This window comes from Streptococcus raffinosi (assembly GCF_030284685.1).
GTDB classification, from domain to species: Bacteria; Bacillota; Bacilli; order Lactobacillales; family Streptococcaceae; genus Streptococcus; species Streptococcus raffinosi.
In genome coordinates, this window is the sequence record NZ_JASUZV010000001.1 from 189,683 (window position 1) to 201,997 (window position 12,315).

Here is a 12,315-nt window from a genome sequence, read left to right on the forward strand (position 1 = left end):
CCACCATATGGTGACTTCATTCTTATCTATTTCTCCTCATCCCAACCAGTCTTTTTCTTTGGCAATGCGGACGGCTTCTGTACGATTGCCTGCATCGAGTTTGGTTAGGATGGCTGTCATGTAATTTCGGACGGTTCCGTTTGAGAGAAAGAGGCTTTCTGCGATTTCTTGGTTGGTTGAACCTTGAGCCACCATGGCCAAGACTTCTTGTTCGCGTTGGCTGAGTGGATTATTGTCAAAGGCAACACCTTCAACTAGCTCTGGCGAGTACTCCTTTTGTCCTGCTAGGACGGTATGGATGGTCGCCATGAGGTCACTGATGGAACGTTCTTTGAGCACGTAGGCATCCACGTGGGCTGCGAGGGCTCGTTTGAAATAGCCTTTTCGTTTGAAGGTGGTCACAATAACAACCTTCGTTTCACTTTGATTGGCACGGATCCACTCCAGGACATCAAGTCCTGTCTTGATTGGCATTTCAATGTCTAAAATGGCTACGTCGACCTCTTCTTTTTCCAAGAGGGCAATGGCTTCTTGGCCATCACTGGCCGCATGGACCTCTTCAACATCGTCCTCCAGCATGAGGAGTTGGCAGAGGGCATCCCTCAACATTGACTGGTCTTCGGCAACTAATAATTTCATGCTTTTCCTCCCTCTTTCAAATGCACACGAATGATTGTTGGATGCGATTGAGACAGAATTTTCAAGTCTCCATCTACCAAACTGATGCGTTCTCTGATACTGTGTAGCTCTTGTCCTGTGACTTCCTCAAAGCCACAACCATCATCCTCAAACTCTAAAATAATCCCATGATGACGACTTAGACGAATCTGACAGCTATCAGCCTGACTATGTTTAATGATATTATTGGCCAGTTCACGAAGTACCATAGATAAGGTAGACTGAGTAACTGGTGACAGGATGTCTAAGTCAAGACTGCTATCCACAGTCAAGACGATATCTGATAGGTCAAAGAGCCGCTCAAGTTCTAGCAACTCCTCAGCTACCGTTCGGTACTTGAGCTGATTGACAATCTCACGCACCTCGTACATGGAGTCTCGGCTAATCTGGTTCAATTCTTCCAGATTCTTTCTAGCAGCTTCATACTGCTCCTTGTCCATCTGTTTCAGAGCCAACTCGGTTTTAAGACTCATCATGGCAAAGGTATGTCCTAAGGTATCGTGCAAATCACGACCGATACGATTGCGCTCATTTTCAGCTGACAGGATATTAATGGTCCGATTCTGCTCCGCAAGGGCCTCTTCCATCTTTCTCTCCTGACGTATACGGTTTTGAAAATAGTACATTCCCAAAGAAAATAAGGTAATAGCCATAGACATGAGGTGGGTACTCAAATCGTCTGTCAATAGGAAGGATGATGACGTCAAAATCAAGAGGGTCACTAGAAAGGAGAAGAATCGATAAGATGATATGCTATCCTCAAAGCGCCAAACGAGAAGATTGACATTGAAAAAAACAAACCACATCATGCCCCCCTGGAAGGTCACTGACATAAAGATAATGTAAGCTAAAGTGTAAAACCACAGAAAGGGAATCCACTTGCTATAGGCTTGTTTCAAATACACCATAAGGAGATAAGCGATGGTAAACAATCCTGTCAAAACTAAGGTCCAAACTGGAAAATAGCCACTAAAGACTCCCAATACTGGGAAGACTAGGAAAATCAGACTAACAAAATAAGCGAAATCATTTTTCTGGTAAGTTCTAAACATGGTCACTTTCTCTGTAAGATTTGATAAAAAGGGCTAAGCCTGTAGCTATTGTAGCATAGACCAAGATAAAAATGAGTGATTTCCATGAAAATTCCCCTTTTTTCGCAAAATTGACTACCAATTGATTGATATGATAGATGGGGGTCCACTCAGAAATGTGCTGAACCCATTTTGGAAACATGGTTACTGGCATCCAAGAGCCACCGATAATAGCAAGTCCAAGAAAGACGATATTTCCGACAATTGCCATGATTTGTTGAGACTTAATTTGGGCTAGGAGCAAACCAAAGGATAGGAAAACAAGGCTTGATAAGAGTAAGAGAGCACCTGAACCGAGCCAATGTGAGAACGGCATTTCAACATCACGCACAAAAGCTCCCACACAGAAAGTCACTAGGATAGCTACCATAAAATTCATAAGAACACGGAAGATTTTAGAGAGGTAATAGGCCTGAATACTGATTTTTGAATGTTCGATATAGGTTAACCAATGCTCCGTTTGGTCCTCTCTAAGCATGTAGGGAAAGGTAAAGAAACCAAAGCTTGACATTGAGAATCCTGTCATGGTCAACATATAGGACAAGGTAAAAGCTTTTTGTGACTCTGGGTCAGGACTCATTTCCATACCTGAATACAAGAGGAAGAATCCGACGGGCATTCCGATGGACATGATAAAGACTGGCCAACTGCGCCATGTTTTTATCCATTCGATTTTAAGTAGTGCTTTCATGACTTGTCCTCCCTTGTGCTATCAAATAGGCTATCTAAAAGTGTCTTGTTTTGAATTTCAATATCAGAAATACGACAGCCTTGAGCTTGTAAACTACTCCATACACTTTCAATATCTTTAGTCATAAAGGTGACAACATCACGTTTTTCAGTCACATCATAAATTGCTGCCAGTTTATCAAGACTTGGCGCAAAGCGACTTGCTAAGGTGACTTGTTTTTCCTTTTCCTCGCTACGCATAGCATGTGGCGTAGTATCCCTGATGAGTTTCCCCTGATGAAGGACCAAGATGCGGTCAGCTGTGTGCTCGACTTCTTCGATATAGTGGGACGAATAGAGAATGGTCACACCTGACTTTTTCAGATCATTTATGATTTCCCAAAAGCGTTGGCGTGTCGTAGTGTCCATCCCTGCTGTCGGTTCATCTAAAAAGAGAATGTCAGGCTTGCCAATAAGACAGAGGACAAAGGCAAGAAGACGTTTTTGTCCCCCTGAGAGTTTGTCCGCGAACTGCTGATACTGTTCGTCTTGGAATTGTAAGAGTGCCTGTATCTCTTCTTTAGATAAGCCATTCTCAGAAATATCTTGGAAAAAAGCAATCAGTTCCTTAACTCTTAATTGTGAGGGAATGGTATTTTCTTGAAGGAGAACAGCAATTTGATCTTGTGCTTTACCCTTTTTGCCCTTGATTAAGACTTGACCGCTACTAGCTTTTTTGTCACCAAGAATGCAGGACATTAAGGTCGTTTTACCAGCACCATTTGGCCCAATTAAGGCAAGACAGTCTCCTTGGCCCACCTCAAAGCTAATATGGTCTAAAATTGTTTTTCCTTTGATTTTTTTGACAAGATTTGTGACTTGAAGGATTGCTTCACTCATGTGTGTGATTTCCTTTCTTTTGGTAGAAGGCTAAAAAGACATAACAAGCTGCAACAGACACACCCATGACACTGTAGAGAATATCACTGCTGCCATGAAGTAGGACATAGGCAAAGAGGATGGTCCAAATTACCGCTAGGAGCATGATGCTTAGTATTTTCAATAGTTTCATGCTGGGCCTCCTAGTTTTTCAAATCATTTATGACAAGGTCGATAAAACTTTTAGCCATCGTGATGAGAATGTAGGCTGAGATAGACAAGCCAATAATCATGCCAAGATTTGAGAAGATAGCTTCAAAATTGCCTTTTTCAAAGATGTCAGTAAACATGCTAAGTCCAGCAAAGACAGTTCCGATAACAGCGTAGATAAGGTAAGATGTTTTGATTTTCATGAGATGACCTCTTTCGTTTTTTATTATTTCTAAGTTATGACTAAAGTATATCTTTTTGGTCATTCTCTTTTTAGCACCAGATGTCATGACATGACATGACATTTGTCATGTGACGTAAAAAAGCCAACCCAAGGTCAGCTCCAAGAGATAGATAAACTATTTCAAATGCGCCATGAACTAAGAAAGTCAGCAAAGAATGACAGATGATTCTCTTTGAGAACGAAGTGAGTATAACTGAGACTTTCCGCTGTGATACCCCCCTGAAGAACTTAAACTTCAGGGGTTCGGAAGTTTCGAGACCTTAGACTCGAAACTTAGGCATGGAACTTCTTTGAAGTTCGCTGACGTCCGTCATCACCTAAGGAAAGTCTCGAAAAAGATTCTTTATTAAAAAATAAAAGCCAACCCAAGGTCAGCTTTTCATTTATCTTACTAATTATTTTTTGAATGGTTCTTCCACCATGATGAGAGGATGGAACCTGAGATATTGTGCCAAATACTAAAGATAGTTGATGGGACCGCAGCTTGTGGCACGAAATATTTCATGGCAAGAGTTGCTCCAAGACTTGAGTCTTGCATCCCCACTTCGAAGGTAATGGCTTTTTGTTGTGGTTCTTCCAAACCAAGGATTTTTGAAAATCCAAAACCAAGGGCATAACCACAAAGGTTATGGAGCATAACGACTGGAATGACAAGGGCTGTCGCTGCTGTGAAAATATTGGCATGGTTGGCAGAAACCACTGCTCCAACAATCAAGAGGATGGCAGCTTGTGAAATCAAAGGCATAATCTTGATGATGGCATCAATTTTCTTACCAAAGATTGAGTGAACAAGCACACCCAAGATAATAGGGACAACCACGATACGCAAGGTACTAAGGAAGAGGCTTTGGGCAGGGACACTCACGTACTGACCAGCCAAGAATGACAAGAGGGTTGGAATCATGAGTGGTGCCAAGAGAGTTGAGAGGGTTTCAATAGAGACATCCAAGGCAACATCCCCACCTGAAAGGAAGGCCATAACACTAGATGAAGTCCCACTTGGACAAGACCCAACAAGGATAACCCCTGCTGCTGTCGCACCTTTCAGATGGAAAATCATACAAAGTAACCAAGCCAAACCAGGCATGATGACATAGTGGGCAACAGTCCCAAGGACAACTGGAATTGGACGCTTAGCAATACGTTTAAAATCCTCAGTGGTCAAAGTAAGCCCCATACCAAAGAGAATCAAACCAAGCAAGTAGGCCGTATTGGGAATGACCCAACTACTTGTTGCTGGAAGGGCGTAGTTAAAGACAGCCCAGAGGATAACGGCTACAGTAAACCATTTGCTGAGCCATTTACTAAAAGATACAAGTGACTCCATAATGAAACCTTCTTTCTATTTTCACAGAATAGTATAGCACTTTCATTTTGGATTACAAGGTAAATTTCGAATTTTCTGAAATTAATTTCAAAAAATAAACCCTCACACTTAAGATGTGAGGATTTTGTGATTTATATAAACGTTAAGCCTTGTCTTGCGACTTTTCTTCAAACTGTTGAGCCCGTTCTTCTCCCCACCATAGTGGCAATAATTCACCCAAAGTAATGGTTTGACGTGTGTCGTAGTCAACCATAAACTCCAAGTTACGATTGTCAGGATGGAGTTCCATTAGAAATTCTCGACAAGCTCCACAAGGCATGCCAGACGGTCCACCATGAGGTGGTTGGTCACGAAAGGCGATAATACGCTTGACCTTAGTTTGACCAGTTTCTTGATACATATTGAAAAGGGCAGCTCTTTCGGCACATAGATGGAAAACACCACACGTTCCTTCCATACAAAAGCCCGTGAAAATTTGCCCATCTTCAGCCTCAACGGCAGCCACAACGTGTCTAGCATAGACAAAGTCTGAGACTTCCTGTGGCTGATGCAGGGCTTGAGCCTTTTCATACATTTTCTGCCAAATATCCATTATTTCTCCTTTAACCTCGATCACTTTCTCTTTGTGACTTGATAAAGAGTGCAAGCCCTGTTGCTACTACAGTATAAGCCAAAATAAACAGAAGTGACTTCCATGAAAATTTCCCGTCCTTTGCAAAATTAACGACCAACTCATTGACATGATAGACAGGTGTCCACTCAGAGATATTCTGAACCCACTTAGGGAACATGGAAATAGGCATCCAAGACCCACCCACAATAGCTAGACCAAGGTAGGTGATATTTGCAACCACAGACATAATCTGTTGGGATTTAATCTGAGCGATAAGCAAACCAAAAGCTAGAAAAACCAGACTTGACAAGAGTAAGAGAGCACCTGACCCTAGCCAACCTGACAAAGGCAACTCAACATCTCGAACAAAAGCTCCCACACAAAAGGTTACAATGATAGCAACCATAAAATTCAGTAAAACACGAAAGATTTTAGAAAGATAATATGCTGAGATACTGATTTTAGAATGCTCGATATAGGTCAACCAGTGCTCCGTTTGGTCCTCTTGCAACATATAAGGGAAGGTAAATAAACCAAAGCTAGACATGGAAAAGCCAGTCATGGTCAACATATAAGACAGCAAAAAATCTTTTTGAGCCTCAGGATTAGGTGTTGAGACAATACTTGAGAAAAGTAGGAAAAAGCCAACAGGCATCCCGATTCCCATGATAAAGACTGGCCAGCTTCGCCACGTTTTTATCCATTCAATTTTTAGTAATGCTTTCATGCCTTGTCCTCCCTTGTTGAATCAAATAGGCTATCCAAGAGTGTTTTATTTTGAATTTCAATATCAGAAATTCCACAGCCCGCTTCTTCAAGACTTTGCCATACCTTTTCAATATCTTTGGTCATGAAGCTGATGACATCCCTCTTTTCAGTAATCTCATAGATGTCTGGCAGTCCGTGAACAATGCTAACAAAGCTACTTGGCAGAGTGACCTGCTTCTCTTTCTCTTCGTGTCGCATAGCATAGGGAGTCGTATCTCTGATAAGTTTCCCTTGATGGAGTACTAAGATACGGTCAGCTGTGTGTTCCACCTCTTCGATATAGTGAGAGGAATAGAGGATAGTTGTTCCAGCTTTTTTCAAGTCATTGACAATTTCCCAGAAACGCTGGCGAGTAGAGGTATCCATACCCGCTGTCGGTTCATCTAAAAAGAGAATTTTAGGTTTATCAATCAAACAAAGAACAAAAGCCAAAAGACGCCTCTGCCCACCAGAGAGCTTGTCCGCAAACTGTTGGTACTGGTCTTCCTTAAATTGTAGGAGATCTTGCACCTCTTGATTAGTCAAGGGATTGTCAGAAATAGTTTGGAAGAAGGCAATCAACTCACTAACTTTCAAACTATTTGGAATGGTATTTTCCTGAAGGAGAACCGCAATTTGATTTTTTGCCTTACCTACCTTACCATCGATGAGGACTTGACCACTACTGTGTTTTTTATCACCAAGAATACAGGACATCAAGGTACTTTTACCCGCCCCATTTGGCCCAATCAAGGCGACACAATCTCCCTGGTTAATCTCAAAACTAATATCCTCTAAAATTGTCTTCCCCTTGATTCTTTTTCCAAGGGATGTGACTTGAATAACCGTTTCACTCATATGTCTGACTTCCTTTCTTTGGGTATCGTTTCATGTTAGTGGACAAGTAAAGTGCCGTAACAGATTAATACTAATACTCTACTGTCAACTCGGTACATAAGAGACTTCCGTTCAGATGAAGCCTTGTTTCTACCTGATCTAGATTAGATTCAAAACGATTCACCTTGACAGATGATAGGGGATGTGAGATTCCAGTGGTATCCATGACACAACCTTTAGGAAGTCGGATATGGACCTCACCAAACTTAGCAACAAGATGTATAGGCACCTGATCAGATGCAAACCTAGCCTGACTCAAATCCAGCCAAAGTTCGCCAAAAGTCAGATTTATATCCACCGTTTCGACTTCTTGAGAATAGATCCGATACCTATCCTCTCCCATATAGGTCTTAACAGAAATATGAGGTCCTTCTTGGTCGTTTTTATTAACCTTATAGTCTTTAGTGAGACCTTTCTTTTGATTATTCCCAAGGAGAAACTCTAAGGCCAAACCTATTAAAAAGATACCGCTAAAGAGATTCCACTGTGCAAAATCAAGGTTTAACAAGTCATGAACATAAGGTGATAAGAAGGCTAGACCAAGAAAAACGATGAGAGGTCGCTTATTCAAGATACCAAAACTAAAGAACGCTGAGAAGAAAATAAGATTATAATTAACCATAATCCAAAAATCTGGAATAAAGGCACTAGCGATAAAACAAGCCGCCAATAATAGTAAGAAGCAGGTCCAAACATTAAAACGTCTCATAAGCAGGCTCCTCTCTAGCCAATGATTGCAATTTTCTAATCATTTTCACTATCAGTATAGCACTATTTGTAAACGTATTCAATGTTATATTAAAAGGATTTGCAAGAAAAAAGAGCTTTCGCTCTTTCATCATTTTCAATGTTTGACAGTTACTTGTCCAAAGGATACAGATCCTGTTAGAGAAACTGTAGTGCTTGATAACTCTCGCTCTCCTAGACTATCGTAACCTTTCACTCCTGCTAGGCTAGTATGAAGTCCGTGGGTATCCACTTGCCAATCCTTAGGCACTCGAATGACAACCTGAGAAAAATTTGCCTGAACCACAATCTGAGGTCGGTCCGTCATAAACTGAGCCTGACGCAAATCAAGGGTCAAACGCCCAAAATCAGCATTGGCATAGACAGTCTCAAGGTTTTGAGAAGTCACCACCTGAACAGATTCTGAAAAAAGACTCTTGGCAAAAATCTCACGTTCACGTTCTTTAGTCACTTTATAAGACATTTTTTTCTTAAAACCTGGCTTGCTAAAACGATCTACCGCAATGCCCAAGATAAGAATCCCTACAAAGAGGGTCCATTCCGAATAGTCCAAGCGAAAGAGATCATGGATATAGGTCGACAGGAAGGCCAGCCCCAAGAAAAAGAGGAACTTACCCTTAGACTGCCAGCTCAAAAGCACAAAAAACAAGGCCAAAATCAACTTATAATTAAAAGCCAAATACAAATCTGGAATAAAAGCTGTCGCAATAAAATAGGCCGCAATGATTAATAAGGTAATAACACCTGAATTAAAGCGTTTCATAACAGGTCCTCCCTAAATTCTGTCCTTAAGTTTTTCCACAAAGAGGTAGGCCGCTGGACAAAAAAGCGTATTTTTGATGGTCAGATGATTGATCTGATAGATTTTCTTACGATCCGTGTGCGGAAAAGCTGCGCAAGCCTTAGGGCGGACATCATAGATATCACAGAGATTATCAGGCCCTAAGAATGGACAAGGCATGGACTTGAAGACCTTATCACCATCCTCATCTACCTGCAAGTACATCTCCTCGAAAGCAGGTAACTTCATGCGAAAATGCTTAGCAATGCGAGTGATGTCCTGCTCTGTGAAGTCAGGACCAAGTGTCTTACAGCAATTAGCACACTGGGTACAATCAATTTCTTGAAAGACTTCATTATGCACCTCCTGAACAATCTTATCTAAATTTTTAGGGGCCTTCTTCTTGAGCTGTGCGAGAAACTTACGGTGCTCCCCTTGCTTTTGACGTGCCAATTCCTCGTAACGTTTGACATCAATAGTCTGTGACATGTGTTTTCTCCGATGATTTATAATTCTTTCATCTATTATAGCATAAAAGAAATAGAGCCTAGTTTTGAACTAGACTCTATGTCAATTACATCGTTACGATTCGACGATAGGAACGAGACGTTAGGGCAAAAACCAAGATATAGGCTAGGAAGAATACGCCACAAACAATGATAGTAACCACTAACATAAGACTTGAATTAAGAACTCCAATGATACGCACAATCAAACTGATCATATGATAGGCAAAGGCCAAGTGAATAAAGGCAAAAATCAAGGGGAGGAAGAAGACAGTAAGGACTTGCTTTCCAATGGTTTGCTTGACTTGGAGGTCGTCCAAGCCAATCTTTTGAAGAATAACAAAGCGCTCACGATCCTCATAACCCTCGGAAATCTGTTTATAGTAAATCACGAGAACTGTGCCAAGCATGAAGATGATGGATAGGAAGATGCCGATAAAGAAGGTTCCACCAACAAAGCCATTTACCATGCCTTCTGCATCATATCGGCTATTTGCAGTGAAGTAAGACTTAGGGAGGCCAGTAGTTTGTCCAGCTAACTGTTGTGTTTCTTTATCCGTGATTTTGTCTAGCAAATCTGAATTTTTCTTGGCATCATGTGAAGGATCTTTGACATTAACACCAACATAGGTAGCTTGGGTGGTTGCTGTTCCTTTGATACTTTCTTGAAAATCATCCATATCAGGAACAACAAGGTAGCTATAATCAGAAACTATGATTGTGAAGAGGTTGGGTACTTTACCTTTAAGAAAGTCATTAAGGCTATCATGGATCTGGTAGCTTTGACCATTGATAGAGACACTCTTTTGATCTTTTAATGTTTTATTTTTAGTAAATAAGCCAACTTGATTTGAAGTCAGATTGAGGTCTTTACCTGTTAATTGTTTATAAGTAGCTTGTGAGAAGACAAGAAAAACTGACTTTGGTAGAACTTTTCTTTCATTCTCAGAAAAGATGGTTAGCTTGTTTTTTTCTTGTTCTTTGATACCAAAGTAGAGGTAACTTGCTTCCACTTTTCTATCTACCTGATTTCCCGTCTGTGCTAAGAAATCATCCATAGCTTTCCGTGTACTTGTTAAATCTACATTTGTCCCTGTAACTGAGTAATCATGCGGAGTAGAACTAGCCAGATAGTCTTTTTTTCCAGCATAAATACTTGCAGCACCTACAAGTGTCACCAAAACCATACTTGAGAGAATGGCAATGGTCGCCAGCCCAACTGCATTTTTTTTCATCCGAAAGACAAGGTTGGAAATGGAAATCATATTATTGGGCTTGTAATAGTAGCTCTTCTTCTTTTTCAAGAGTTGCAGAACAACTGTTGTCCCGGCATTAAAGAGAAGGTAAGTCCCTAGAATGACCAGTAGAACAGCTAGGAAAAAACTCATAATAGCCGTTACTGGATTCTGAACAGAGAGAGCAAGATAGTAACCATACCCCATAGCACTAAGTCCCAAAAGGGTTTGAATAACTAGGAAACGTCCCTTTTTTTCACCCTTAAGGCCATCTTTAGTTAATTGTAAAGGATTAAGCCGTAGCAATCGGAAACCATTTACCAAAACCAACAAACCAAAAATACAAGCAAAGATGACAAGAACAATAGGAATTGTCATTACTTGAAAGGTCGAAACTAAACCAGTACTTTCACCGATAAGCCTTTGAAGAAAAGCATAAATGAGTTTATCGAAAAGTGCCCCCACACCTATACCTAGAAGCAAAGTCACAAAACTCATAATCACTGTTTCTTTTAGAATCATACTAAAGAGGTGACGCTTCTCTAAGCCTAGCACACTATAGAGACCAAGCTCCCTTGAACGATTTTTCATAACAAAGCTATTGGCATAAAGAACAATAATTCCAGAGGATAGGGCGACAATTCCAAGTCCCATCCCCAAAACCATCTTGATAGCATCTGCCCCAGTCAAGTCATCCAGATGAGGATTAAGCGTTAAAGATGTAAAGATATAGGTAATGGCAATAGCCAGAACAGTTGCTAAAGCAAAAGGATAATAAAGCTTACGATTTTTTATGAGATTGGACAAAGCCAGTCTATTGGTTAGACGAAACATATTAGTTCACCTCACTTGCCATTGCAGTTAGTGTATCGGAAATTTCCTGGAACATTTGATGTTCAGACTTATCTCCTTTGAAGATTTGATTATAAAGAATTCCATCCTTGATAAACAAAACACGCTTCGCACGACTGGCGGCAGCCGTCGAGTGAGTTACCATGAGAATGGTCTGACCGCTGGTATTGATGGCATCAAAGACATCTAAGAGTGCCGCTGAAGATTTGGAATCCAGAGCACCTGTTGGCTCATCTGCTAAGAGGATTTCTGGTTGAGTGATGATTGCACGCGCAACCGCAACCCTTTGTTTTTGCCCACCTGAAATTTCATAAGGGTACTTCTCTAGTAAGGAATGAATTCCCAGTTGACGACTAATTGCATCAACTTGTGTCATCATTTGCTTAAGTGGGCGACGAGAAAGAACCAAAGGTAGCAAGATATTATCTTTAACGGATAGGGTATCCAAGAGGTTGAAATCTTGGAAAACAAACCCTAATTTTTCACGACGGAAACTGGAAGCATCCTTGTTTTTGATGGTTGCTGTGTCCATACCATTCAGATAGACACGCCCTGCTGTTGGTTTATCAAGCATGGCAAGGATGTTGAGCAGGGTTGATTTTCCTGACCCGGACTCACCCATGATTGCAACATATTCGCCCTTTTCAACCGTAAAATGGATATCTTTAAGGGCTTCAACCTGATTTCCTTTGAATCGTGTTTTATAGATTTTTTTAACATGTTGAACATCTAGTAATGTCATAATAAGCTCCTTTATTTAATAGATTTGGAAGAGATTTTAGGAACCTCTTACTTAACTTCTGATACCATTTTATAGAAAAAGCAGGGCTACAACCATA

Annotated in this window: 15 protein-coding genes; all 15 read right to left on the reverse strand. The window is 40.8% G+C overall.

Translation table 11 applies throughout. From position 1 onward, the window contains the following. Positions 1 to 36 precede the first annotated feature (36 nt). Positions 37 to 639, reverse strand: coding sequence for a response regulator transcription factor (locus tag QRD39_RS00950; RefSeq protein ID WP_285955342.1), 603 nt, complete (start codon positions 637 to 639; stop codon positions 37 to 39). Further along, positions 636 to 1,730, reverse strand: a complete 1,095-nt coding sequence (locus tag QRD39_RS00955; RefSeq protein ID WP_285955343.1) for a sensor histidine kinase — start codon at positions 1,728 to 1,730, stop codon at positions 636 to 638. The genes QRD39_RS00950 and QRD39_RS00955 overlap by 4 nt, the downstream gene beginning before the upstream one ends. Continuing rightward, a complete protein-coding gene (locus QRD39_RS00960; protein WP_285955344.1) occupies positions 1,723 to 2,460 on the reverse strand; it encodes an ABC transporter permease in 738 nt (245 codons plus the stop codon). Before QRD39_RS00960 ends, QRD39_RS00955 begins: the two co-directional genes overlap by 8 nt. Beyond that, complete coding sequence (locus QRD39_RS00965) at positions 2,457 to 3,338, reverse strand: ABC transporter ATP-binding protein (RefSeq protein WP_048790070.1); 882 nt, start codon at positions 3,336 to 3,338, stop codon at positions 2,457 to 2,459. The genes QRD39_RS00960 and QRD39_RS00965 overlap by 4 nt, the downstream gene beginning before the upstream one ends. Further along, positions 3,331 to 3,510 carry a hypothetical protein gene (locus tag QRD39_RS00970; RefSeq protein WP_004182318.1) on the reverse strand — a complete coding sequence of 60 codons (180 nt, stop codon included), beginning with the start codon at positions 3,508 to 3,510 and terminating at the stop codon, positions 3,331 to 3,333. Before QRD39_RS00970 ends, QRD39_RS00965 begins: the two co-directional genes overlap by 8 nt. A 10-nt stretch (positions 3,511 to 3,520) precedes the next feature. Beyond that, the gene (locus QRD39_RS00975; RefSeq protein ID WP_021143966.1) at positions 3,521 to 3,730 is read right to left on the reverse strand and encodes a hypothetical protein; all 210 of its coding nucleotides are present in this window, start codon (positions 3,728 to 3,730) and stop codon (positions 3,521 to 3,523) included. A 432-nt stretch (positions 3,731 to 4,162) separates the two neighbouring features. Further along, positions 4,163 to 5,098 (reverse strand): bile acid:sodium symporter family protein, encoded by a 936-nt coding sequence (locus tag QRD39_RS00980; protein ID WP_285955345.1) that lies wholly within the window; start codon positions 5,096 to 5,098, stop codon positions 4,163 to 4,165. A gap of 142 nt (positions 5,099 to 5,240) precedes the next feature. Continuing rightward, positions 5,241 to 5,690 (reverse strand): cytidine deaminase family protein, encoded by a 450-nt coding sequence (locus QRD39_RS00985; protein WP_285955346.1) that lies wholly within the window; start codon positions 5,688 to 5,690, stop codon positions 5,241 to 5,243. A gap of 10 nt (positions 5,691 to 5,700) precedes the next feature. Next, positions 5,701 to 6,438 carry an ABC transporter permease gene (locus QRD39_RS00990; protein WP_285955347.1) on the reverse strand — a complete coding sequence of 246 codons (738 nt, stop codon included), beginning with the start codon at positions 6,436 to 6,438 and terminating at the stop codon, positions 5,701 to 5,703. After that, positions 6,435 to 7,316, reverse strand: coding sequence for an ABC transporter ATP-binding protein (locus QRD39_RS00995; protein ID WP_285955348.1), 882 nt, complete (start codon positions 7,314 to 7,316; stop codon positions 6,435 to 6,437). Before QRD39_RS00995 ends, QRD39_RS00990 begins: the two co-directional genes overlap by 4 nt. A 70-nt stretch (positions 7,317 to 7,386) precedes the next feature. Beyond that, a complete protein-coding gene (locus QRD39_RS01000) occupies positions 7,387 to 8,064 on the reverse strand; it encodes a hypothetical protein (RefSeq protein ID WP_285955349.1) in 678 nt (225 codons plus the stop codon). Positions 8,065 to 8,199: 135 nt separating this feature from the next. Continuing rightward, positions 8,200 to 8,865 carry a hypothetical protein gene (locus tag QRD39_RS01005; protein WP_285955350.1) on the reverse strand — a complete coding sequence of 222 codons (666 nt, stop codon included), beginning with the start codon at positions 8,863 to 8,865 and terminating at the stop codon, positions 8,200 to 8,202. A 12-nt stretch (positions 8,866 to 8,877) separates the two neighbouring features. Then, entirely contained in the window at positions 8,878 to 9,372 is a 495-nt protein-coding gene (locus QRD39_RS01010; protein WP_014621752.1) for a YkgJ family cysteine cluster protein, read from the reverse strand. A gap of 85 nt (positions 9,373 to 9,457) precedes the next feature. After that, positions 9,458 to 11,458, reverse strand: a complete 2,001-nt coding sequence (locus QRD39_RS01015; RefSeq protein WP_285955351.1) for an ABC transporter permease — start codon at positions 11,456 to 11,458, stop codon at positions 9,458 to 9,460. A gap of 1 nt (position 11,459) precedes the next feature. Further along, positions 11,460 to 12,218, reverse strand: coding sequence for an ABC transporter ATP-binding protein (locus QRD39_RS01020; RefSeq protein WP_002887953.1), 759 nt, complete (start codon positions 12,216 to 12,218; stop codon positions 11,460 to 11,462). Between the last annotated feature and the right edge of the window lie 97 nt (positions 12,219 to 12,315).

What these genes read in the sequence shown, in the direction of transcription:
- QRD39_RS00950 (WP_285955342.1), bottom strand. Translation starts at nt 639, where the DNA reads ATGAAATTATTAGTTGCCGAAGACCAGTCAATGTTGAGGGATGCCCTC.
- QRD39_RS00975 (WP_021143966.1), bottom strand. Translation starts at nt 3,730, where the DNA reads ATGAAAATCAAAACATCTTACCTTATCTACGCTGTTATCGGAACTGTC.
- QRD39_RS01005 (WP_285955350.1), bottom strand. Translation starts at nt 8,865, where the DNA reads ATGAAACGCTTTAATTCAGGTGTTATTACCTTATTAATCATTGCGGCC.
- QRD39_RS01000 (WP_285955349.1), bottom strand. Translation starts at nt 8,064, where the DNA reads ATGAGACGTTTTAATGTTTGGACCTGCTTCTTACTATTATTGGCGGCT.
- QRD39_RS00985 (WP_285955346.1), bottom strand. Translation starts at nt 5,690, where the DNA reads ATGGATATTTGGCAGAAAATGTATGAAAAGGCTCAAGCCCTGCATCAG.
- QRD39_RS01015 (WP_285955351.1), bottom strand. Translation starts at nt 11,458, where the DNA reads ATGTTTCGTCTAACCAATAGACTGGCTTTGTCCAATCTCATAAAAAAT.
- QRD39_RS01010 (WP_014621752.1), bottom strand. Translation starts at nt 9,372, where the DNA reads ATGTCACAGACTATTGATGTCAAACGTTACGAGGAATTGGCACGTCAA.
- QRD39_RS00965 (WP_048790070.1), bottom strand. Translation starts at nt 3,338, where the DNA reads ATGAGTGAAGCAATCCTTCAAGTCACAAATCTTGTCAAAAAAATCAAA.
- QRD39_RS01020 (WP_002887953.1), bottom strand. Translation starts at nt 12,218, where the DNA reads ATGACATTACTAGATGTTCAACATGTTAAAAAAATCTATAAAACACGA.
- QRD39_RS00990 (WP_285955347.1), bottom strand. Translation starts at nt 6,438, where the DNA reads ATGAAAGCATTACTAAAAATTGAATGGATAAAAACGTGGCGAAGCTGG.
- QRD39_RS00970 (WP_004182318.1), bottom strand. Translation starts at nt 3,510, where the DNA reads ATGAAACTATTGAAAATACTAAGCATCATGCTCCTAGCGGTAATTTGG.
- QRD39_RS00995 (WP_285955348.1), bottom strand. Translation starts at nt 7,316, where the DNA reads ATGAGTGAAACGGTTATTCAAGTCACATCCCTTGGAAAAAGAATCAAG.
- QRD39_RS00955 (WP_285955343.1), bottom strand. Translation starts at nt 1,730, where the DNA reads ATGTTTAGAACTTACCAGAAAAATGATTTCGCTTATTTTGTTAGTCTG.
- QRD39_RS00980 (WP_285955345.1), bottom strand. Translation starts at nt 5,098, where the DNA reads ATGGAGTCACTTGTATCTTTTAGTAAATGGCTCAGCAAATGGTTTACT.
- QRD39_RS00960 (WP_285955344.1), bottom strand. Translation starts at nt 2,460, where the DNA reads ATGAAAGCACTACTTAAAATCGAATGGATAAAAACATGGCGCAGTTGG.